At 74.3% G+C, this 20,339-nt stretch carries 21 protein-coding genes; 12 read left to right on the forward strand and 9 right to left on the reverse strand.

From position 1 onward, the window contains the following. The first annotated feature begins 171 nt into the window (after positions 1-171). Complete coding sequence (locus ACZ5GH_RS28860; protein ID WP_355254305.1) at positions 172-438, forward strand: GlsB/YeaQ/YmgE family stress response membrane protein; 267 nt, start codon at positions 172-174, stop codon at positions 436-438. 184 nt (positions 439-622) lie between these two features. Further along, entirely contained in the window at positions 623-886 is a 264-nt protein-coding gene (locus tag ACZ5GH_RS28865) for a GlsB/YeaQ/YmgE family stress response membrane protein (RefSeq protein ID WP_387757678.1), read from the forward strand. 77 nt (positions 887-963) lie between these two features. Here ACZ5GH_RS28865 and ACZ5GH_RS28870 read toward each other — a convergent pair whose 3' ends face one another. The 4 genes from ACZ5GH_RS28870 to ACZ5GH_RS28885 all read right to left on the reverse strand — a co-directional run bounded on the left by ACZ5GH_RS28870 (position 964) and on the right by ACZ5GH_RS28885 (position 4,648). Further along, positions 964-1,887 carry an ADP-ribosylglycohydrolase family protein gene (locus ACZ5GH_RS28870; protein ID WP_464335715.1) on the reverse strand — a complete coding sequence of 308 codons (924 nt, stop codon included), beginning with the start codon at positions 1,885-1,887 and terminating at the stop codon, positions 964-966. A 131-nt stretch (positions 1,888-2,018) separates the two neighbouring features. Further along, the gene (locus ACZ5GH_RS28875) at positions 2,019-2,606 is read right to left on the reverse strand and encodes a TetR/AcrR family transcriptional regulator (RefSeq protein ID WP_387757681.1); all 588 of its coding nucleotides are present in this window, start codon (positions 2,604-2,606) and stop codon (positions 2,019-2,021) included. Between the two features lie 61 nt (positions 2,607-2,667). Then, on the reverse strand, positions 2,668-3,603 hold the full coding sequence (locus ACZ5GH_RS28880; RefSeq protein ID WP_387757780.1) for an aldo/keto reductase: 936 nt from the start codon (positions 3,601-3,603) through the stop codon (positions 2,668-2,670). A 220-nt stretch (positions 3,604-3,823) separates the two neighbouring features. After that, a complete protein-coding gene (locus tag ACZ5GH_RS28885; protein ID WP_387757683.1) occupies positions 3,824-4,648 on the reverse strand; it encodes a class I SAM-dependent methyltransferase in 825 nt (274 codons plus the stop codon). Positions 4,649-4,845: 197 nt separating this feature from the next. Here ACZ5GH_RS28885 and ACZ5GH_RS28890 point away from each other — a divergent pair, with 197 nt between their 5' ends. From ACZ5GH_RS28890 to paaE, 8 genes are all read left to right on the forward strand, one after another. Continuing rightward, positions 4,846-6,288, forward strand: coding sequence for a sensor histidine kinase (locus ACZ5GH_RS28890; protein WP_464335716.1), 1,443 nt, complete (start codon positions 4,846-4,848; stop codon positions 6,286-6,288). Further along, a complete protein-coding gene (locus ACZ5GH_RS28895; RefSeq protein ID WP_464335717.1) occupies positions 6,285-6,944 on the forward strand; it encodes a response regulator in 660 nt (219 codons plus the stop codon). Before ACZ5GH_RS28890 ends, ACZ5GH_RS28895 begins: the two co-directional genes overlap by 4 nt. An 861-nt stretch (positions 6,945-7,805) precedes the next feature. Next, complete coding sequence (locus ACZ5GH_RS28900; protein ID WP_464335718.1) at positions 7,806-9,449, forward strand: M20 family metallopeptidase; 1,644 nt, start codon at positions 7,806-7,808, stop codon at positions 9,447-9,449. 303 nt (positions 9,450-9,752) lie between these two features. Further along, entirely contained in the window at positions 9,753-10,883 is a 1,131-nt protein-coding gene (paaA, locus tag ACZ5GH_RS28905) for a 1,2-phenylacetyl-CoA epoxidase subunit PaaA (RefSeq protein WP_464335719.1), read from the forward strand. Continuing rightward, the gene (gene paaB, locus ACZ5GH_RS28910) at positions 10,880-11,197 is read left to right on the forward strand and encodes a 1,2-phenylacetyl-CoA epoxidase subunit PaaB (RefSeq protein ID WP_387757691.1); all 318 of its coding nucleotides are present in this window, start codon (positions 10,880-10,882) and stop codon (positions 11,195-11,197) included. The genes paaA and paaB overlap by 4 nt, the downstream gene beginning before the upstream one ends. A gap of 13 nt (positions 11,198-11,210) precedes the next feature. Further along, entirely contained in the window at positions 11,211-12,137 is a 927-nt protein-coding gene (gene paaC / locus ACZ5GH_RS28915) for a 1,2-phenylacetyl-CoA epoxidase subunit PaaC (RefSeq protein WP_464335720.1), read from the forward strand. After that, entirely contained in the window at positions 12,131-12,763 is a 633-nt protein-coding gene (paaD, locus tag ACZ5GH_RS28920; RefSeq protein ID WP_464335721.1) for a 1,2-phenylacetyl-CoA epoxidase subunit PaaD, read from the forward strand. Before paaC ends, paaD begins: the two co-directional genes overlap by 7 nt. Beyond that, positions 12,764-13,963, forward strand: a complete 1,200-nt coding sequence (gene paaE, locus ACZ5GH_RS28925; RefSeq protein ID WP_464335722.1) for a 1,2-phenylacetyl-CoA epoxidase subunit PaaE — start codon at positions 12,764-12,766, stop codon at positions 13,961-13,963. 3 nt (positions 13,964-13,966) lie between these two features. Here paaE and ACZ5GH_RS28930 read toward each other — a convergent pair whose 3' ends face one another. After that, positions 13,967-15,151 carry an NAD(P)-binding domain-containing protein gene (locus tag ACZ5GH_RS28930; RefSeq protein ID WP_464335723.1) on the reverse strand — a complete coding sequence of 395 codons (1,185 nt, stop codon included), beginning with the start codon at positions 15,149-15,151 and terminating at the stop codon, positions 13,967-13,969. A gap of 172 nt (positions 15,152-15,323) precedes the next feature. After that, on the reverse strand, positions 15,324-15,695 hold the full coding sequence (locus ACZ5GH_RS28935; RefSeq protein WP_387757697.1) for a YbjQ family protein: 372 nt from the start codon (positions 15,693-15,695) through the stop codon (positions 15,324-15,326). A gap of 125 nt (positions 15,696-15,820) precedes the next feature. Between ACZ5GH_RS28935 and ACZ5GH_RS28940 the strand changes: the two genes are divergently transcribed. Together ACZ5GH_RS28940 and ACZ5GH_RS28945 are read left to right on the forward strand one after the other, a co-directional pair. Beyond that, positions 15,821-16,750 (forward strand): hypothetical protein, encoded by a 930-nt coding sequence (locus ACZ5GH_RS28940; protein ID WP_387757698.1) that lies wholly within the window; start codon positions 15,821-15,823, stop codon positions 16,748-16,750. Positions 16,751-16,851: 101 nt separating this feature from the next. Next, a complete protein-coding gene (locus tag ACZ5GH_RS28945; RefSeq protein ID WP_464335724.1) occupies positions 16,852-17,592 on the forward strand; it encodes an aminoacyl-tRNA hydrolase in 741 nt (246 codons plus the stop codon). 128 nt (positions 17,593-17,720) lie between these two features. Here the strand turns inward: ACZ5GH_RS28945 and ACZ5GH_RS28950 are convergent, their stop codons facing one another. The 3 genes from ACZ5GH_RS28950 to ACZ5GH_RS28960 all read right to left on the reverse strand — a co-directional run bounded on the left by ACZ5GH_RS28950 (position 17,721) and on the right by ACZ5GH_RS28960 (position 20,274). Continuing rightward, the gene (locus tag ACZ5GH_RS28950; protein WP_464335725.1) at positions 17,721-18,464 is read right to left on the reverse strand and encodes a hypothetical protein; all 744 of its coding nucleotides are present in this window, start codon (positions 18,462-18,464) and stop codon (positions 17,721-17,723) included. An 89-nt stretch (positions 18,465-18,553) separates the two neighbouring features. After that, positions 18,554-19,360, reverse strand: coding sequence for a hypothetical protein (locus ACZ5GH_RS28955; protein WP_464335726.1), 807 nt, complete (start codon positions 19,358-19,360; stop codon positions 18,554-18,556). Further along, positions 19,357-20,274: an ABC transporter ATP-binding protein gene (locus ACZ5GH_RS28960; RefSeq protein WP_464335727.1), complete on the reverse strand. Its 918-nt coding sequence runs from the start codon at positions 20,272-20,274 to the stop codon at positions 19,357-19,359. Before ACZ5GH_RS28960 ends, ACZ5GH_RS28955 begins: the two co-directional genes overlap by 4 nt. Positions 20,275-20,339: the final 65 nt, after the last annotated feature.

Below are 20,339 nucleotides of genomic sequence, written 5' to 3' on the forward strand. Positions count from 1 at the left end.
GGCTCACGGGAAGGGCGCCACGCGCGGGCGGTCCGGCCCTCCGGCGGGTTTCGAGCGCCGTTCCGCAGGTGGTGGGGGCGGTCGGCGGAACCGTGCGACGGCCGGCGGCGTCCTTGCGGGCAGAGCGGACGGGACGGGGCCCGTCACGCCTCGGACGGGAGGGGATGACGGATGAGCATCGTCGCGTGGATCGTGCTGGGCCTGCTGGCGGGCGCGCTGGCCAAGCTGCTGCTGCCGGGGAAGGACCCGGGCGGCCTGATCGTGACCACCCTGATCGGTATCGCCGGGTCCTTCGTCGGCGGCTGGATCGCGTCGCACTTCCTGCACCGCTCGGTCACGGCGCACTTCTTCGACGCGGCGACCTGGGTGTCGGCGATCGGCGGCGCCCTGGTACTGCTGATCGTCTACCGGCTGCTGTTCGGCAACTCGCGCCGCTGACGGGAGCGTTCGCTGTGGTCTCGGTGCCGTGAGGACCGCCGCCGCCCGGCGCGGCAGGCTCCGGTTGGCCGGTTCGAACCGGTCCCGCCGGCCTGCTGGAACGGCGCGAGGCCCCCGAACGTCCTTCCGGTCGGACCCGGGGGGCTCGGCGGGGTCGTCACACCGATGACGCAAGGGGCGGCGGATGAGCTGGATGGCGTGGATCGTGCTGGGCCTGGTGTCGGGGACCCTGGCCAGGATGGCGATGTCCAGGGGGGAGCGCGGTCTGATCGGCAGCACCCTGATCGGCATCACCGGCTCCTACATCGGCGCCTGGATCGTCACGCACTGGATGCACGGGGCGGTGAAGCCGAGCCTCCTCGACGTCACGACCTGGGTGTCGGCGATCGGCGGAGCGATGGTCCTGCTGCTCGCCTACCGGGTGTTCCGCTTCGTCACCCGGCGCTGACCACTGGGCGGCAGCCCGCCCGGCACCGGGCGCCGCCCGTCCGACACCGGCACCGGGCGGCGATCCTGCGTCCCCGGTCACCGAGCGGCGGCGCGGGACGCCTCGGCTACCCAGCCCGGGAGCCGCTCGCGCGCGGCGAGCCAGCCGGGCGGCACGTCCGCGAGCCCCGTCCGGGCGGCGACCACGCCGGCCGCGATGGCGCAGGTGGTGTCCTTGTCTCCCCAGCCCTCCAGGGTGTGCCAGACGGCCTCGGGCAGCGAGTCCAAGTGCCCGGCCGCGGACCAGAGCGCGAACGGCACGGTGTCCGGGGCGGAGATCAGCGTTCCCGAGCCGAGCACGTTGGCGGCGTGCCGGACGCTGGTGTGCCCGGGCAGCCGGGCGGCGATCCGCAGGCCGGAGCGGACGTCGCTCTCCGGCAGCCGTCCGGCGACCTCGGTCAGCAACTCGGCCCGGCCGGGTGCGTCCGCGCCCCGGCTCCGGACCGCCAGCGCCGCCGCTAGCGCGACCGCCACCGCGCCGGCGACCGCCTCCGGGTGGAAGTGGGTGGTGAGCGCCTGGAGTTCGGCCTGCCGGGCCACCGCGTCGAGGTCGTCGGCGAACCAGGCCCCCAGCGGGGCGACCCGCATCGCGGCACCGTTCCCGTGCGAGCCCTGGCCCTCGAACTGGCCCGCGGTGATGGCGCGCCAGTCCCCGCCGGCGCCGATCCCGCGCAGCACCCGGTGCATCGACGGGCCGTACTTGCGCCCGTACTCGCGGGCGTACTCGGCGGCGAACTCCTGGGCGAGGGCGTCCGGGCGGACCTCGCCCGTGTCGAGCAGGTGGCGGACCAGGACGAGCGCCATGGCGGTGTCGTCCGTCCAGTGCCAGGGCGCGGGCCGGACCAGCCGGGCGGCCAGGGCGGCGGGCGCCTCGTCCAGCGGGACCGAGAACCAGCGGTCGCCGAAGGCGTCGCCGAGGGCGAGTCCCTCCAGGCTGTCCAGGACCGAGCCGGCCGCACGCATGTCATCCTCCAGGTGAGATCAACCGTGCGGGGCAGTCTGCCGGTCGGGCGAGGCGCCGACCAGCGGTTTTCTCCGCCGGCCGGCGCCCCGGTCACTCGCGCTTCATGGCCGGCGGCCTCACCGATGGCCGGTCACTTCGCCTTCAGGCCGCCGAGGACGAGCTTCCAGACGCCCTCGAACCGGTCGTCCGCCCCGGGGGCGGACCAGGTGGAGGCGTAGACCGGGTCGTGGAAGGGGCCGGTGGCGTCGAAGACGGCGCGGGCGGTGTCGCGGATGTGGGCGAGCTTGAACTCCTTGCTGTCCATCCCGTCCGCGACGATCTGCGCGATCTGGTCGACCAGGGTGTCGATGTGGGAGTCCACCAGGCCGCTGTTCTCCTCCACCAGCACCATGTAGGTGGCGAACAGCTCCGGGTCGTCCAGCGCCTTCTTCCGCTTGGCCGCGAACAGCGTGGTCAGCCAGCGGTGCAGCCGGTCGGCGGCGGGGCCGCCCTCGTTGGAGACGGCCGCCAGGTCGTGGTGCGCCTGGTCGAGCCAGCGCTGGGTGACCGCCTCGCGCAGCGCGGCCTTGCTGGGGAAGTGCCGGTAGACGCTGCTGTGGCTGACGCCGAGGATGCGGGCGACGTCCACGACGGTGGCCTTGGCCGGGCCGAACCGCCGGAGGACGTCCTCCGCCGCGATCAGGATCTGCTCGGCGGTGAGTGTGGTGTCCGTGGTCACGGGGAGGTCCGTCCTTAGGGTCGTGCGGTCGGGGCGTGCGCCGATGGCGCCGGTGGGGCGGTCAGTGCTCGCTGTCCAGGTGGGCCATCTGTGCGGCAGCGTACCTGTCACCGGCGGCCGAGCCGGCGGGTACGGCGGCCTCGACGGCGGCGAGGTCGGCCTCGGTCAGCGTGACGTCGAGTGCGCCGAGGGCCTCGGTCAGACGGTCCCGGCGACGGGCGCCGACCAGCGGGACGATGTCCTGCCCGCGCGAGGCCACCCAGGCGATGGCGACCTGGGCGACGGTCGCACCCCGCGCGGCTGCGATCTCGCGCAGGGCGTCGACCAGGGCCAGGTTGTGGGTCAGGTTCTCGCCCTGGAAGCGGGGGCTGTGGCTGCGGAAGTCGGTGCCGGCGAGGGCGCGGTCCGAACCCCAGTGGCCGCTGAGCAGGCCGCGGGAGAGCACGCCGTAGGCGGTGACACCGATGCCGAGTTCGCGGGCGGTGGGCAGGACGGCGGTCTCGATCGAGCGGGAGAGCAGTGAGTACTCGATCTGGAGGTCGCTGATCGGGTGGACGGCGGCGGCCCGGCGCAGGGTGTCGGCGCCGACCTCGGAGAGCCCGATGTGGCGGACGTAGCCGGCCTTCACCAGATCGGCGATGGCGCCGACGGTCTCCTCGATCGGGACGTTCGGGTCCAGGCGGGCCGGGCGGTAGACGTCGACGTGGTCGGTGCGCAGGCGGCGCAGGGTGTAGGAGAGCGCGGTCTTGGTGGCGGCGGGGCTCGTGTCGTAGCCGAGCCACTGGCCGTCGGGGCCGCGCTGGGCGCCGTACTTCACGCTGATCTGCACGCTCTCGCGGTCGCGGCCGCGCAGCGCCTCGTGGATCAGCAGCTCGTTGTGGCCCATGCCGTAGAAGTCGCCGGTGTCGAGGAGGGTGATCCCGGCGTCGAGGGCGGCGTGGATGGTGGCGATGCTCTCGGCCTTGTCGGCCGGGCCGTAGAGGTCGGACATGCCCATGCAGCCGAGGCCGAGGGCCGAGGTGACCGGGCCGGTGGTGCCGAGGGTGCGCTGGGCGGGGCGGGTGTGCGAGGACACGGGTGCTCCAAGGGGACAGTGCGGTGCCGGGAGGCGGGGGCAGGGTGACCCGGGTGTCACTATGGCACGACAGCGAACAGATTTCAAAATCTGTTCGCTGTCGTCTGTCATCTGAAAGTTGAAATCTGTCATCTGTCTTTTGTCATCTGTTCCTGACCGACGTCCGTCCCGCCCCCGTCCCGTCCGTCGTGTCGGCGGCGGGGCCCTCTTCGGCCGGGACCCAGGTCTCGCGCCCGCCCGGTGACCGCAGGAGGTAGGCGCGGGCGGGCGGCACATTGCGCCACACCGTGCGCTCGCCCAGGCCGTACGTCGCCTCGAACCGTCGCAGCAGCCGCACCACCGCCCGGTGACGGGCGCCCCGGCGGGGGCCCGAGGCGAGGGTGCGGGCCGTCGTCGTGCCGAGGTACCCGAAGTACGTCAGCTCACCGCCGGGCGCCAGCAGCCGCAGGTAGAGGTCGAGGATGTCGCGCACCTGCGCGGGCTCGAAGTTGGTGAACGGCAGCCCGGACACGATCACGTCGTACCGCTGCGAGCCGTCCTCCGGCCCGGCCCCGTCCGGCAGCGGCGGGCGGTACTCCGGCAGTTCCTCGATCCGGCAGGCCGACAGCCGCAGCCCCACCCCCGGGTGGCGCGCGGCCAGGACCGGGTCCTCCCGCAGCCGGTCGGCGAACCGCGGGTTGGCCTCGACGACGTGCAACCGGTCGCCCGGGCGCAGCACCTGGGCCAGCCGACGGGTCACCGCGCCCGTGCCGGCGCCGACCTCCAGCACCGAGATCGGACGGTTCGGGCGGCTGGTGGCCGGTACCACCAGCGCGTTCACCAGCTCCGGGCCGCTCGGGGCCAGTGCGCCGGTGTCGTGGAAGGTGCGCAGCGCCTCGGCGAGGAACAGCAGGTGGTCCCCGCCGGAGGGCGAACTGTACCGGGCGGAAGGGGAGTCGGGTCGGTGGTGGAGCCGTTCGTCGGTCATGCCGTCGACGCTAGGCAGAGCCGATCCGCCGCGAATCGGCCGGTCAGCGGCGCCGACCCCCGACGAAAGTCGAGGGTGAGGTTAGCCGGAAGACAGAGGCGGTCCGCGGCCGAGCGCCCCTAGCATCGAGCCCGAAGTGCCGGACGGCGGCCGTGCGGAAGGCTCTCGGAGTGGGGAGAGGGGAAAGGAGGAGCGCCATGCGCAGGAGTGTGCTGGGCTGGTACGGGCCGGGCCACCGGGCCGGTACGGACACGTTGTTGCTGATCGGCCTGCTCGCCCTGGCCGTCGAGGAGGCGCTGGTCCAGTGGACGCGGTCCGACGGGCCGCTGCGCCTGCCGCGTACGGTGGTGGCCGCGCTCGCCGCGCTCTCGCTCCTCTTCGCCCGCCGCTACCCGGTGGCCGCGGCCGTGCTGCCGGTGTTCACCGGTGGGCTGTTCAACCGGGCCTTCCCCGGCCTGTTCAGCGTCTTCCACCTCGCCTCCCTCGGCCGGACGGGCGCCGCGACGGCGGGCGGCGCGGTCATCGCCGTGACCAGCGCGACGGCCGCGGATTCGCTGGTCGGCTGGTTCGGCGGCGCCGGGTCCCAACTCCTCGTCCAGGCCGCCGTCCTGGCCGTCGGTCTGTGGCTGCACGGCAGACGGGTGCTGATCCGCACCCTGCACGAGCAGGTGGACGCGCTGCGTCGCGAGCGTGAGCTGCGCGCCGAACAGGCCCGGGCCGCCGAACGCGCCCGGATCGCCAGGGAGATGCACGACGTGCTGGCCCACCGGCTCAGCCTCCTGGTGCTGCACGCCGGGGTGTTGCGCGACCAGGCCGGCGCCGGCACCGTCACCGCCGACCTCGACCGGCTCACCCACCGCCTCGAACTGCTGCGCACCACCGCCGCCCGTTCACTCGACGACCTGCGCGACGTCCTGGGCGCGCTGCGGGCCGACCCGCCGGCCCCGCCTGCCCCGGGGAGCGAGCCGTCCGCGCCCGCCGAGGCCGGGCGGGTCCCGGCACCAGCCCTGCGCGACCTCACCGAACTCGTCGGCGAGGCGACCCAGGCCGGGCAACAGGTCGAACTCGCCCTCTCCGGAGACCCGGAGACCGTCCCGACCACCCACCGGCTGGCCGTGCACCGGCTGGTCCAGGAGGCGCTGACCAACGCCCGCAGGTACGCGTACGCCGCGCCCGTCACCGTCCGGGTCGGCTACGGGGCGCCGGCGACGACGGTCGAGGTCCGCAACGGTCCTGGCGGGGTGCCGCCGGACGGGACGGGCACCGGCAGCGGGTACGGGCTGGTGGGGCTGGCCGAACGGGTCGGAGCCCTCGGCGGCCACCTCGCCGCCGGTCCGGACGGCAGCGGAGGCTTCCGGCTCTCCGCCCGGTTGCCCGCGCCGGACCGCCCGCCGCCGGGGGTGCCCGACCGGGCTCCAGCCCGTGGCGACGGTCCGGCGCCCCAGCCGGGGCGGGCGTCGCCGCGGCCGGGGCACGGGATACGACGGGCACGGCAGTCGCCGGAAGGGGTGCAAGGGGTGCGAGGGGTGCGACAGCCAGAGCCAGCAACGCAACCGACGCAAGCGAAGGAGCCGAAGCAGCTGAAGGAACCGAAGGAACCGGAGCAGCAACCGGGAACGCAGCCGAAGGGCGCCGCATGATCCGAACCATGGTGGTCGACGACGACGCGCTGGTGCGCCTCGGCCTGGTCGACCTCCTGACCCAGGACCCGGCGCTCACCGTGGTCGCTGAGGCCGCCGACGGGCTGCAGGCCGTCGAACTCGCCGGCAGTCGGCGGATCGACGTCGCACTGATGGACATCCGCATGCCCCGGCTCGACGGGATCGCCGCCACCCGGCGGTTGCGCGAACTCCCGGACGGGCCGCGGGTCATCGCCCTCACCACCTTCGACCTGGACGAGTACGTGTACCAGGCGCTCGCGGCGGGGGCGGACGGCTTCCTGCTGAAGGACACCCCGCCCGCGGAGATCGCCCGTGCCGTCCATGTCGTCGCGGGCGGCCAGGGAATGCTGCACCCGGCGGCCGCACGGCGGCTGATCGACCGCTACCACCGGGTCGGGGCGCCCCGGTCCGTGGCCGCCCGTAGCCGGGTCGCCGGGCTCACCCCGCGGGAGACCGACGTACTGCGCGAACTCGCCGACGGGCTCTCCAATGCGGAGATCGCGGGCGTGCTCGGGATGCGCGAGAGCACCGTCAAGGCGCACGTCAGCCGGATCCTGACCGGGCTCGGAGTCGGCAACCGGGTCCAGGCGGCGCTCCTCGCCCGCGACGCAGGGCTGGTGGGCGACGGGGGCTGAGGGCGGACGGTCGGGAGCGGCTGCGCGCTCGGGGCCGGGCACCAGGGTTCCGGTCGGTCGGTCGTGTACGTGCGTGCCCGTACGTGCGTGCCCGTACGTGCACGTTCGTGTCTGAGGTGCTCCACCGCCGTGCCCGGGCGATCGCCCGCCGGTCCCCGATATCGCCATGTCGCGCGCCCCGGACGGCAGCCGAGGCACGTCGGTGCTCGGCGGGGCACACCGGGGCACGGCATCGGCCGGTGTTCACGCGGGTGTTCCCCGGATGTTCCCGCGGAGTCAGGGCGAGCGACGAGGCGGGCTTCCCTGAGCCGTCGCGTGCTCCCGGTTCGTACCGCGGGCTGAGCCGCTGTCACCCATCCGGCGTGGAAATGCCGTGCCTTGGCCGTTTGCGCTGCCGATCTCGGGCGGCGGGTCCATGGTGGAGATGGGCGCGATCGGCGACCGCGCCCGCGCGCCGATCCAGGCCCGCGCGCCGAGCGCCCGCGCCGATCGCGGCCGGGCGGCCTCCGAAGCGGGGCCCGGTACCGGCACGCTGGGAGCAGGGCCACCTCGCAGGAAACCGAACGGTTCTTCTAGGCTCACATCTCGGCTTCCCTGCGGCGGTCCGGCCACTGCGCCCGTCACCAGGAAGCCGCCGTCCACGGGGCTCCGGGCGGACCGGGGCCACCGGATCGAGCGAGGAGGACGCACCATGCCAAGCACGCCGCCCAACCGTTCCACCGTACTTGGGCCAGACGGGCCGATCCGGTGGGCCGCCCATCAATCCGGCCGACCGGTGCGGTCAGGCCGGGCCTGGTACGCGGGTGGGAGCGGTCGGCCGGTACGGCCGCTGAATACCGGCGGCGGCCGCGGAGGCGAGCGTTGAGTCCCCGGACCATGGGGTCGCCCGCCGTGCCGGGCGCCGCCGCGCAACCCGATCCGACCTCGGCCACCGACCCGGCCGCCGCCGACGGCGAGCCCCTCCCCGCGGCGGCCGCGGCCACCGCGACGGCTGACGTCGGCGGCGCGGCAACTGCCGCTCACGCTGCGGCCACTATGATTCCGGCCGTCTCGGTTCAGGCCACCGCCGCGAAGGCCGCCGTGGCCCAGGTGGCCGCAGCCAAATCCACGGCCGCCAAGTCCGCCCTCGTGAAGTCCTCCGCCACCAGACCCGTCGTCGCCAAGAGCGCGGTGCCGAAGAACGCGGACGCCCAGACCTCAGCCGCGCCGGCCGCTGTCGCGAAGGCCGTGACAGGGTCAGCCGCGACCGCGACCGCGACCGCCACCGCGACCGCCACCGCCACCGCCGCCGCCGCGGCCACCGCCTCCGGGACCGTCGCCGCCGTCACCGCGGCGCTGCCCGGCCTGCCGCAGGCGCTCAGCACCCGTGCCCGTACCCTCGCCGGCGCCGTCCGGCGCCGCTGCGTCGATCTGGCGCGGATCGAGTCACCGAGTGGGGACGCCCCCAGACTCGACGCCCTCGCCGAGGAGTTGGCCGCGGGCTTCCGTGCCACCGGTGCGACCGCCCGGCGTGAACCCGGGCCGGCCGGGGACCACCTCGTACTGGAATGGGAGGGACGGGACGAGTCCCTGCCGCACCTGCTGATCGTCGGCCACCACGACACCGTCTGGCCGGTCGGCACGCTCGCGGACTGGCCGGTGACCGAGCAGGACGGTCGGCTCACCGGCCCCGGTGTGGTCGACATGAAGGGTGGACTCGCCATCCTGGAGGGCGCGTTGGGGCTCCTCGCGGACCTGGGCGAGCGCCCGCACCGGACCGTCCGCCTGGTCGTCGTCTCCGACGAGGAGGTGGGCAGCCCGGACGGGCGGCGCCTGGTCGAGCGCCAGCTGCGCGGTGCCGCCGCGGTCCTCGGGCTCGAACCCCCGCACCCGGACGGCCGGTTGAAGACAGCCCGGCGCGGCAGCACCCGGGTGCGGCTCACCGTGACCGGCCGGGAGGCGCACGCGGGCAACGACGCCCGGGACGGGGTGTCCGCGGTCGACGAGCTGGTGGACCAGCTCGTGCTGGTGCGTGGCCTCGCCGGGCAGCCCGGTACCGAGCTCAACGCCGGTCGGATCAGCGGTGGTTCGCGCGCCAACGTGGTCGCCGGGCGGGCCGAGGCCGAGTTGGGCCTGCGGTTCGCCACCGTCGAGGCGCAGCGCCGCACGCTGGACGACCTCGCCCGGCTCACCGCGCTGCGACCGGGGGCCCGGGTCCGTACGGAGGTGCTGTCCAGCCGTCCGGCCTGGCCCGAGCGGACCGGGAACCCGCTGCTGCGGCACGTGCGCTCGCTCGCCGCCGTGCTCGGGCAGCAGCTGGACGGTGCCCCGGCGGGCGGGGCGGGGGACACCAACCTGCCGGGCTCGCGCGGGCTCCCGACCCTGGACGGCTTCGGCGCGGTGGGCGCCGGAGCCCACGCCCGGCACGAGCACATCCGGCTCGACCAGATCGCCCCCCGGCTCACGCTGCTGGCGGCGCTGCTCGCCGTGCCCCTGCCGCGACTGCGGGACCGCGCGGAGGGATGAGCCGACGGGGAGCTGCTGACGGCAGACGACCGACGGCTGACGGTAGACCTCAAGCAGCGGTCAGCTGACCGGCATCAGCGAACCCCGAACCCCGAACCCCGAACCCCGAACCCCGAACCCCGAACCCCGAACCCCGAACCCCGAGCTTCGAACCCCGAACCCCGAACCCCGAACCCCGAGCTTCGAACCCCGAACAACTAACACCGAACAGAGAGCAGCCGACGGATGACAGCTGACAGATTCTGAAATCTGTCGGCTGTTATCTGTTCCGCACCTTGCCATCCCTCCGCCCCGCCGCGCAGAATGGTACCGACCGAACGGTCAGTCGGTTGGTCGGCCGGTGCTCCGGCAACCCGACCGGGCAGGACACGAGAGGGGACCGTGGTGACAGCAGAGGTGGCCGAGGCGGTCCCCGCGCAGACGCCGGAGGTCCGGTTCGAGGCGGTCGTCGCCGCCGAGCAGCGGATCGAGCCCAGGGACTGGATGCCCGACGCCTACCGGGCCACCTTGATCCGCCAGATCGCCCAGCACGCCCACTCCGAGATCATCGGCATGCAGCCCGAGGGCAACTGGCTGACGCGGGCGCCGTCCCTGCGCCGCAAGGCCATCCTGCTCGCCAAGGCCCAGGACGAGGCCGGCCACGGCCTCTACCTCTACGCCGCCGCCGAGACCCTCGGCGTCGACCGTGCCGAGCTCACCGAGAAACTGATCTCCGGCCGCCAGAAGTACTCCTCGATCTTCAACTACCCGACCCTCACCTTCGCCGACGTCGGCGTGATCGGCTGGCTGGTGGACGGCGCCGCGATCTGCAACCAGGTCCCGCTCTGCCGCTGCAGCTACGGGCCGTACGCCCGCGCGATGGTGCGGATCTGCAAGGAGGAGTCCTTCCACCAGCGCCAGGGCTACGAGCTCCTGATGACGCTGATGCGCGGCACCGAGGGCCAGCGCCGGATGGTGCAGGACGCGGTGGACCGCTGGTGGTGGCCGTCGCTGATGATGTTCGGCCCCTCGGACGCCGACTCGCCGAACTCCGCCCGCTCGATGGCCTGGCGGATCAAGCGGCACAGCAACGACGAGCTGCGCCGGCGCTTCGTCGACATGACCGTCCCGCAGGCCGAGCACCTGGGCGTGACCCTCCCGGACCCCGAGCTGCGCTGGAACGAGGAGCGCGGCGGCTGGGACTTCGGCGAGCCGGACTGGTCCGAGCTGACCAGGGTCATCCACGGCCAGGGCCCCTGCAACACCCAGCGGATCGACCGCCGCCGCACCGCGCACGAGGAGGGTGCCTGGGTCCGCGAGGCGGCCGTCGCCTACGCGGCCAAGCGCGCCGCCGGAGCCGCCCAGCCCGTCGACGCCGCCGAACCTGCCGAACCCACCGAAGCCGTCGAACCGACCGAAGCCGTCGGACCCACCGAACAGGAGAACGGAAAGTGACCGACCCCCAGGTTGGCTCCCCGGCCGGGTCCAAGGCCGGCTGGCCGCTGTACGAGGTGTTCGTGCGCCCCCGGCGCGGGCTGAACCACGTCCACGTCGGCTCGCTGCACGCCTCCGACGACCGGATGGCCCTGCTCGCCGCTCGCGACCTCTACACCCGCCGCAACGAGGGCGTCAGCCTCTGGGTGGTCCGTTCGGACGCGATCACCGCCTCCACGCCGGACGAGCGGGACCCGTTCTTCGAGCCCAGCGGCGACAAGGTCTACCGCCACCCGACCTTCTACGACATCCCCGAGGATGTCCCGCACATCTGACGGGGGAGCCACCGTGCACGACCACACCACCTCCACCACCGGCACCGGCGCGAGCGCCGACCAGGACGACCACGTCTACCTCAGCCTCGTCGACGCCGCCCCCGGCCCCGAGGGCGAGGGCCGCTGGGCGTACGGGACGGGCTTCGCCGACCCGCTGCTCGGCGTGGACACCGCGCTGCCCGCCGGACTGGACGGTGCCGACCTCGCCGCCTACTGCCAGATGCTGGGCGACGACGCCCTGGTCCTCGCGCAGCGGCTGATCGAGTGGTGCACCCGGGCGCCCGAGCTGGAGGAGGAGGTCGCGCTCGCCAACCTGGGCCTCGACCTGCTCGGCCAGGCCCGGCTGCTGCTCACCCGGGCCGGCCAGGCGGACGGCACCGGCCGCACCGAGGACGACCTGGCGTACTGGCGGGAGGAGCACGAGTTCCGCAACGTACGCCTGGTGGAGACGCCGAACGGCGACTTCGCATACTCGATCGCCCGGCTGCTGCTGTTCGCCACCGCGCGCGGCGCCCTGTACGAGGCGCTGAGCGCGCACCCCGATCCGGTGCTGGCCGCGGTCGCCGCCCGGGGGGTCAAGGAGCTGGCGTACCACCGGGAGTACGCCACCGCCTGGACGCTGCGCCTCGGCGACGGCACGCCGTACTCCGCCGAGCGGATGCAGGCCGGGTTGGACGCCGTCTGGCCGCTGTTGGAGGAGCTGTTCACGGCGCACCCGGTGGAGCTGCGGGCGGGCGTCGACCCGGCGACCCTGCGCGAACCGGTGCTGGGCTCGATCGCCGCGGTCCTGGCCGAGGCCGGACTGACCGTGCCGGACGTACCGCCGCTGGCCACCGTCCTCGGCCGGGGCGGCCGGGACGGCGTGCACACCGAGGCGCTCGGTCCGCTGCTCGCCGAACTCCAGGTGGTGGCCCGCGCCCACCCGGGGGCGACATGGTGACGGACGACGTGGCGAGGGGACCGGCGCCCGCGACGGGTACGGCGGGTACAGCGAGTGCCGCGGGTACGGCCGCCCCCGCGGCACCGGAGGGCCCGACGACCCGCGACCTGGCCTGGGCGGTCGCCGCGGCCGTCCCGGACCCGGAGCTGCCCATGCTCACCCTGGCCGACCTGGGCGTCCTGGCCGAGGTCGAGGTGGACGGCGGCAGCGGCACCGTGACCGCCTGGCTGACCCCGACCTATTCGGGCTGCCCCGCCGTGGCCGAGATGGCCGCCGACGTGGACCGCCGGCTGCGTGCGGCCGGGTACCCGGACGTCCGGGTGCGGCTGCGGCTGGACCCGCCGTGGTCCACCGACCTGATCACCGCCGAGGGCCGCCGCAAGCTCGCCGAGGCGGGCATCGCCCCGCCGCGCCCGACCGCCGCCCTGGCCGTGGCCGCCGCGGCCGGACCGGTGGCGCTCACCCTCGGCCCGACCCGCACCGGAACCGCCGAGAGCCGGGTGCCCTGCCCGCTCTGCGGCGGTACGGAGACGGAGGAGCTGTCCCGCTTCGGCTCCACCGCCTGCAAGGCGCTCTGGCGCTGCCGCGCCTGCCGGGAGCCCTTCGAACGCGTCAAGGAGATCTGAATGTCCGCCGCCGTCTCGCCCGCCGCCGACACCCAGGCGTCCGACGCCCAGGCGCCTGCTGTCCCGGCGCCCGACGCCCAGTCTCCCGGCACCCCGGCTCCCGGCATCCGCCCCGCCCGCCGTCCGACCTTCCACCGGTTGCGGATCGACCGGGTGGAGCGGCTCTGCGAGGACGCCGTGGCGGTGACCTTCGCGGTGCCGGACGGGCTGGCGCAGGAGTACGCCTTCCGGCCGGGGCAGACCCTGACCCTGCGCAAGCTGGTCGACGGCGCCGACGAGCGCCGCTCGTACTCGATCTGCGCCCCGGTGGGCGGGCCGCTGCGGATCGCCGTCCGGGAGGTGCCCGGCGGGCTGTTCTCGCGCTGGCTGGTGCGCGAGGCGAAGCCGGGCGAGGAGGTGGAGGTGCTGACGCCGTCCGGCCTGTTCACCCCCGAACTCGGCGTCGCGGCCGACCACGTGCTGCTCGCGGCCGGCTCCGGCGTCACCCCGATGCTGTCGATCGCCGCCTCCGTGCTGGCCGCCGACCGCCGCTCCACCGTCACCCTGCTCTACGGCAACCGGCGCAGCGACACCGTGATGTTCGCGGACGAGCTGGCCGACCTGAAGGACCGCTACCTCGGCCGCTTCCAGCTGGTCCACGTGCTCTCCCGGGAGACCAGGGACGCCGAGCTGCTCAGCGGCCGGCTGGACCCGGAGCGGGTACGGGCCCTGCTGGCCGCGCTGGTGGACGTCGGGAGCGTCGGGCACTGGTGGCTGTGCGGCCCGTTCGGCATGGTCGTCGGGGTGAAGGACCTGCTCGCCGAGCTGGACGTGCCGGGCGAGCGGGTGCACCAGGAGCTCTTCCGCGCCGAGGACGAGCCGCTCCCGGAGCGCGACGAGGACTGGGACCGCGGCGACGCCTCGGCCGACGGTGCGTCGGGCCCGCAGAGCGAGGTCACCGTCGTCCTCGACGGCCGCGGCAGCACGCTCTGCCTCCCGCGCGACCGCTCGATCCTGGACGGCGCCCAGCGCTCCCGCCCCGACCTGCCGTTCGCCTGCAAGGGCGGGGTGTGCGGCACCTGCCGCGCGCTGGTCACCGAGGGCGAGGTGGAGATGCGCCGCAACTTCGCGCTGGAGGAGAAGGAGCTGGCCGCCGGCTACGTCCTCACCTGCCAGGCCCGCCCGGTCACCGAGCGGGTGACCGTCGACTACGACCGCTGAGCCTCAGACCACGGCGGGCTCCACGACCGGCGCCCCGGGTGCCGGGCTCCCGGGAGTCGGACTCCCGGGAGCCCGGAGCCCGAGTGTCGATCGCTGCGGCACCGGCTTTCCGAGCGTCGAACCTCCGGCCGCCGGATTCCCGAGCAGCTCGACCAGGTCGTTGACCGCCGCGCGGCCGGCCCGGTTGGCGCCGACCGTGCTGGCGGACGGGCCGTAGCCGACCAGGTGGACGCGGGGATCGGCGGTGGCTCGGGTGCCGGTGAGCGCGATGCCGCCGCCGGGGGAGCGCAGCCCGAGCGGGGCGAGGTGCCCGACCTCGGGCCGGAATCCGGTCGCCCAGACGATCGCGTCCACCGCCAGTTCCTCGTCGCCCCAGGCGACCCCGTGCTCGGTGAGGCGGTCGAACATCGGCCGGCGGTGCAGCGCGCCCAGCTCCTCGGCGCGCCGGTAGGCGACGGACGGGCCGAGCCCGGTCACGCTCACCACGCTGCGCACCGGCAGGCCCTGCCGGACCCGCTCCTCGACCTTGGCGACCACCGCGCGCCCGTACTCGGGGGTGAACGGTCCGTCGTGGTAGACGGGTTCGGAGCGGGTGACCCAGACCGTCTCGCCGACCGCGGCCACCTCGGACAGCACCTGGATCGCCGAGGCGCCGCCGCCCACCACCAGCACGCGCCTGCCCGCGAACTCCTCGGGGCCGCGGTACTCCGCGTAGTGCAGCTGCCGGCCCGCGAAGCGGCCCGGGTAGTGCGGGAGGAAGGGGCGGGTCCAGGTGCCGGTGGCGTTGATCAGCGCGCGGGTGGACCAGGTGCCGCGATCGGTCTCGACCAGCAGCCGGGAGTCGCGGCCCGCGGACTCGGCGCGTACGGCGCGCACCGTGACCGGGCGTACGACCGGGAGCGCGTGCCGGGCCTCGTACGCCGCGAAGTACCCCGGCACCACCTCGCGCGCGGGGGCCTCGGGGTCCGGCGGCGGGAGTTCGGCGTCCGGGAGGTCGTGGAAGCCGTGCACGGTGGCCATCCGCAGGGACGGCGAGCGGTGCGCCCAGGCGCCGCCGGGACCGGCGTCGGCGTCGAGCACGACGAAGCCGCCGTCGGCGCCCGCCCGGTAGGGGGCGAAGCCGCGGCGGCGCAGGTGGTAGGCGGCGGACAGGCCTGCCTGCCCGGCGCCCACCACCAGCACGTCCACGCGTCGCTGAACGCTGTTCGTTGCACCGTAAACAGTCACGCCCGTGAAACATCGCCGGAGCGGTGGCTGTTCCCGGCCCCGTCAGTGGGGGCGCGAACGGACCCCCGGGAGCGGGGGCGCGAACGGACACCCGGGAGCGGATCCCCCGAACGGGGACGCACGGATGAGAACGTCAGGAGACCGGGGAGATGACCGCGGCGGTGCCGTAGGCGCAGACCTCCGTGCCGACGTCGGCCGCCTCCGTGACGTCGAAGCGCATCATCAGGACGGCGTTGCCGCCGCGCGCCTTGGTCTGCTCGATCAGCCGCTGCATCGCCTCGTTGCGGCTCTCGACCAGGGTCTTCGTCAGACCGCGCAGCTCGCCGCCGATCAGCGACTTCAGACCGGCACCGATCTGGCTGCCGATGTGGCGGCTGCGCACGGTCAGCCCGAAGACCTCGCCGATCACGTGGTCGACCCGGAAGCCGGGGATGTCGTTGGTGGTCACGACCAGGACGTCGGCGTTCGGGCCCTGCCCGCCGCCGTACTCGTTGATGTCAGCCATGGGACTCATCCTGCCAAGTTCCTGCGTCCGAGTGACCCAGGCAGGGCCGGACCGTGGCCGAGAAGGCGTCCGGAAGCTGGTCCCGACCGGTGATGGGGGGACCGAAAGGCCGTACCGTTAGCCCCATGGGCGAGCGAAGCGATCATCCACAGGGGCCGGGCGCGGCGGAGGACTCCGGCGCGCAGGAGATCGAGGCGACGGTGGTGCTGGGCCTGCGGATCACCGACTGGCCGGCCCTGCGCGCGGCCGCGATCAGGGCCGTCGAGGAACTGGAGTTCGAGGGCATCGACCCGGCCGGCCAGCGCCGCGAACTGCTGCGCGAGGTCGCCGAGGACGCCAACGCGGCGCTCGGCGCGCTGCTCCATCCGGACCGGCTGGTGGCCGCCATCCCCGGGGTCGAGGCGGTCGGCGGAACGCTGGAGATCAGCGTCACCGAGGACTTCACACCCGACTTCGCCGACCTGTTCCCGCTGGAGGGCGACGAGGAGGACGGCGGCGCGGGCGCGGACTGGACGCTCACCCCGCGCACCGCCTGCCTGCTCCACGCCCAGCTGATCGGCCTGGCCGACGCCGCGTACGACGACCTCGACGAGCACGGGGACGAGCCCGTCGCCGACGGCGAGGACGTGGACTGGACGGTCTTCGCCCGGCTTCCCGAGCGCACCTGGCGGATGCACCGGGGCTGGCGCCGTGCGATGGCCCGGGCCTTCGACGACCTCGCCGACGACCTCGCGCTCGGCGAGTGGCCGCTGCCGCGCTGCCTGGCGGAGGAGCTTGCCCTCCGGATGGCGCTGGTGGACGCCCGGTCGCTGCTCGGCGCGCAGCCCGAGTCGGTGGCGGACATGATGGGCGACCTCCCCGCCGACCTCTACGACTACGACTGGGACGGTTGCCACGACGAGCTGTTCGGGGTCTACGGGCCGGACGACGGCGACGCGGAGCTGGGGGCGGAGCAGCGCACGGAGGCGCTGCTGGCGGCCACCCACCCGGAGGGCTGGTTCCTGATGTACGAGGACGCGGAGGAACGGGACCCGCAGCGCGGCTTCCGGCGCTGAGGGGCGGGCCGAACCGGGCGGGACGGGGCTGGCATCCTGGACGGGTGACTTCTCCTACCGATTCCGACGCCCCGACTTCCGCTTCTCCGGCTCCGGCCTCCGTGACTCCCGCTCCTGCGGCCGACCCTGCCGGTCCCGCGGCCGCCGCCGACCCGGTCGACGCCGCGGGGCGCGAGGACCGTGACGAGCGGCCGCAGTACGTGCTGCCGCTGGTCGTCCGGCTGGAGCGGGCCACTCCGCCGGGCCGGACGGACGCGCTGGAGACCTCGGCGCGGGCGGTGCTCACGCTGCTGGCCGACCCGCGGGTGACCGGGGCGGACGGCGAGTGGACGGAGCGGGTCGCCGCCTGGGAGGACGCCCGGATCCGCAAGGTGGTCCGGCGGGCCCGGGGCGGGGAGTGGCGTCGGGCGGGCGAGCTGCCGGGCATCACGGTGCACGGGCGGGAGGCCGAGGTGCGGGTGTTCCCGCCGGTCCTGCTGGACGGCTGGCCCAAGGAACTCGCCAAGCTCCAGGTGTCCGGGACGGACCTGGAGGAGACGGCGGAGGTCGGGGCACCCGAGCCGGGGCTGCCGGTGCTGTGGCTCAACCCCGAACTGGAGATGAGTGCGGGCAAGACGATGGCGCAGACCGGGCACGCCGCCCAGCTCGCGTGGTGGCGGCTGGACGAGGCGCAGCGCAAGGAGTGGGCCGAGGCCGGCTTCGCGCTCGCGGTCCGGACGGCCTCGCCGGACGCGTGGGAGGAGCTCGTCCGCTGCGGGCTGCCGGTGGTCCAGGACGCGGGCTTCACCGAGATCGCGCCGGGCAGCTGCACGGTGATCGCGGAGCACCCGGCGCTGCGGTGACGGGGTGGCGGCCGGCAGCGAACGGATGACAGCTGACGGCCGACAGCGAACAGATGACAGCGAACAGATGACAGACTTCGAAATCTGTCATCTGTTCGCTGTCATCTGTGGCTGTTCCTCGCCGCCCCTCAGCTCTGCTCGTACCGCCGCATCGCCCGTAGGCCGCCGTAGACCGCCAGGGCGGTCCAGAGCGCCATGATCAGCAGCCCGGTCCAGTGGCCGTAGTGGATGCCCGCCTCCGGTTGGGTGCGCGTCGCGTACAGGCCGGCCCGGTCGGGCAGGAACTGGCCGAGTTCGCGGACGCCGGGGATGGCGGCCAGCCAGGTGGTGCCCAGGAACACCATCGGCGTCAGCAGGCCGAGCGCGGCGCTGAAGTTGCCCAGCGCGGCGGTCAGTCCGAGGCAGAGCAGCACCATCATCGGGTGGTACAGCACGCCGGCCAGAAAGCTGCGGGTCAGGCCGGGAGTGGAGAGGTCCAGGCCGACGGTGGCGCCGACGGCCAGGAAGGAACCCGCCGTCGAGGCCAGCCCGAGCAGCAGGCCCAGCCCGGCGCCGAGCGCGAGCTTGGCACCGTACAGCCGGCCGCGTCGGGGGACGGCGGTGAGCGAGGTGCCGATCATGCGGGTGTTGAACTCCTGCCCGATCAGCAGGATGCCGAGGCAGGCGACCGCGACGTGACCGAAGAGCAGCCCGTAGAAGATCCCGCCGGCCGGGTCCTCGCCGACCGTGTGGTCCTTCGCCCCGTAGGCGGCGTTGACGGCCGCCGTGACGCCGACGGTCAGCACCAGGGCGACCAGCGGGGCCGCCCACTGCGAGGGCAGGGTGGTGAACTTGACCCGTTCTGCGCGCAGCGCGTCGGCCATCGTGCTCATCGTCGCTCCCCTCTCCCATCTGCCGTGTCCCGTCTCCAGTGGCGCGCTTCCCGGCCTTCTCTTCCGCCCGAACTCCCGTCCCCCCGGGCTCACTTGGCGCGCCGCATCGCCCGTAGGCCGCCGTACGCCGCCAGGGCGGTCCAGAACGCCATGATCAGCAGCCCGGTCCAGTGGCCGTAGACGACCTGCGGGTCGTCGGCGTACCGCAGGGCGTACCGGCCGGCCCGGTCGGGCAGGAACTGGACCACCCGGCGCGCTCCGGGCACGCTGCCGAGCAGCGGTGAGACCAGGAACAGGGACGGGATCAGCAGGCCCATGGCGGCGGTGAGGTTTCCCAATAGGGCGGTCGTGCCGAGGCAGAACACCACCAGCATCGTCTGGTAGAGCACCCCGGCGACGGCGGCGCGGACGAAGGCATCCCCGTCCCAGTCGGCCGGGACGGTGGCCGCGTACCCGGCGAAGGCGCCCGCCGTGGCGACGGCGCCGACCGCCAGTCCGACCAGCGTTCCGAGCGCCAACTTGGCACCGTACAGCCGGCCGCGTCGCGGGACGGCGGTGAGCGACACACCGATCATGCGGGTGTTGAACTCCTGGCCGATCAGCAGGATGCCGAAGCAGATCAGTGCGGCCTGACCGAAGTTGAGGCCGTAGAAGACGCCGACACCGGGGTCGTCGGTGAGGCTGTCGTCCTTGCCGCCGAGGGCCGCGCCGACGGCAGTGGTGACGCCGGCGGTGAGCACCGGAGCGAGCAGGGGCGTGATCCAGAGCGAGCGGAGGGTCGTGAGCTTGATCCGCTCGGCGCGCAGGGCGTTGACGGCAGGTGCCCCGGCGGAGGTCACGGCAGGAGTCGCGGACGGAGTTGCGGCCGGCGTTGCGGCGAGGGTCGGCGCGCTCATGCGGTGGCCTCCGCGCGGTACTCGACGCTGTCGGCGGTCATCCGCATGAACGCGTCCTCCAGGGAGTCCTGTCGTACGGCGATCTCGTACAGCACCACGCCGTGGGCGGCGGCGAGCGCGGCGATCCGCTCGGGTTCGGCGCCGCTCACCTCCCAGGCTCCGCCGTCGACCTCGGTGGCGTCGAAGCCGTGACCGGGGTCGTGGAGCAGGGCGGCGAGCTTGGTGGGGTCGACGGCGCGGACCCTGATCCGGGTCCGGCCGTGGCGGTCGATGAACTCGGCGGTGGCGGCGTCGGCGAGCAGCCGGCCGCGCCCGATCACCACCAAGTGGTCTGCGGTGAGCGCCATTTCGGTCATCAGGTGGGAGGAGACCAGTACCGACCGGCCCTCGGCGGCCAGGTCGCGCAGCAGGGTGCGGATCCAGCGGATGCCTTCCGGGTCCAGGCCGTTCACGGGCTCGTCCAGCAGCAGGACCGGCGGGTCGCCGAGCAGCGCGGCGGCCACGCCGAGGCGCTGGCGCATGCCGAGCGAGAAGCCCCGGATCCGCCGTCCGGCGGCCTCCGCCAGGCCGACCTGGCCGAGCACCTCGTCGACCCGCCGGGCCGGCAGTCCGTTGCTCGCGGCGAGCCAGCGCAGGTGGCCGTGCGCGGTCCGGCCGCCGTGCAGCGCCTGGGCGTCCAGCAGCGCGCCGACCGTCCGCAGCGGGTCGCGGAGTTCGACGTAGGGGCGCCCGGCGACCAGGGCCCGCCCGGCGGTCGGCCGGTCGAGGCCGAGGACCAGGCGCATGGTGGTGCTCTTGCCGGCGCCGTTCGGGCCGAGGAAGCCGGTCACCACGCCGGGCCGGACCTCGAAGGTCAGGTCGTCGACGACACGTCGGCCGTCGTACTCCTTGGTGAGGCCCTGGATCTCGATCACGGCCCGCTCCCTTGTCTCGTCGTCCTGGCGGTCCCCGCCGGAACCTGCTGTGGTCGGCCCCGGGC

The sequence above is a fragment of the Kitasatospora sp. Xyl93 genome (genome assembly GCF_055383135.1).

What these genes read in the sequence shown, in the direction of transcription:
- ACZ5GH_RS28950 (WP_464335725.1), bottom strand. Translation starts at nt 18,464, where the DNA reads ATGAGCACGATGGCCGACGCGCTGCGCGCAGAACGGGTCAAGTTCACC.
- ACZ5GH_RS28895 (WP_464335717.1), top strand. Translation starts at nt 6,285, where the DNA reads ATGATCCGAACCATGGTGGTCGACGACGACGCGCTGGTGCGCCTCGGC.
- ACZ5GH_RS28860 (WP_355254305.1), top strand. Translation starts at nt 172, where the DNA reads ATGAGCATCGTCGCGTGGATCGTGCTGGGCCTGCTGGCGGGCGCGCTG.
- ACZ5GH_RS28935 (WP_387757697.1), bottom strand. Translation starts at nt 15,695, where the DNA reads ATGGCTGACATCAACGAGTACGGCGGCGGGCAGGGCCCGAACGCCGAC.
- paaD (WP_464335721.1), top strand. Translation starts at nt 12,131, where the DNA reads ATGGTGACGGACGACGTGGCGAGGGGACCGGCGCCCGCGACGGGTACG.
- ACZ5GH_RS28870 (WP_464335715.1), bottom strand. Translation starts at nt 1,887, where the DNA reads ATGCGTGCGGCCGGCTCGGTCCTGGACAGCCTGGAGGGACTCGCCCTC.
- paaA (WP_464335719.1), top strand. Translation starts at nt 9,753, where the DNA reads ATGGTACCGACCGAACGGTCAGTCGGTTGGTCGGCCGGTGCTCCGGCA.
- ACZ5GH_RS28940 (WP_387757698.1), top strand. Translation starts at nt 15,821, where the DNA reads ATGGGCGAGCGAAGCGATCATCCACAGGGGCCGGGCGCGGCGGAGGAC.
- ACZ5GH_RS28880 (WP_387757780.1), bottom strand. Translation starts at nt 3,603, where the DNA reads ATGGGCATGTCCGACCTCTACGGCCCGGCCGACAAGGCCGAGAGCATC.
- ACZ5GH_RS28890 (WP_464335716.1), top strand. Translation starts at nt 4,846, where the DNA reads ATGCGCAGGAGTGTGCTGGGCTGGTACGGGCCGGGCCACCGGGCCGGT.
- ACZ5GH_RS28955 (WP_464335726.1), bottom strand. Translation starts at nt 19,360, where the DNA reads ATGAGCGCGCCGACCCTCGCCGCAACGCCGGCCGCAACTCCGTCCGCG.
- paaE (WP_464335722.1), top strand. Translation starts at nt 12,764, where the DNA reads ATGTCCGCCGCCGTCTCGCCCGCCGCCGACACCCAGGCGTCCGACGCC.
- ACZ5GH_RS28865 (WP_387757678.1), top strand. Translation starts at nt 623, where the DNA reads ATGAGCTGGATGGCGTGGATCGTGCTGGGCCTGGTGTCGGGGACCCTG.
- ACZ5GH_RS28885 (WP_387757683.1), bottom strand. Translation starts at nt 4,648, where the DNA reads ATGACCGACGAACGGCTCCACCACCGACCCGACTCCCCTTCCGCCCGG.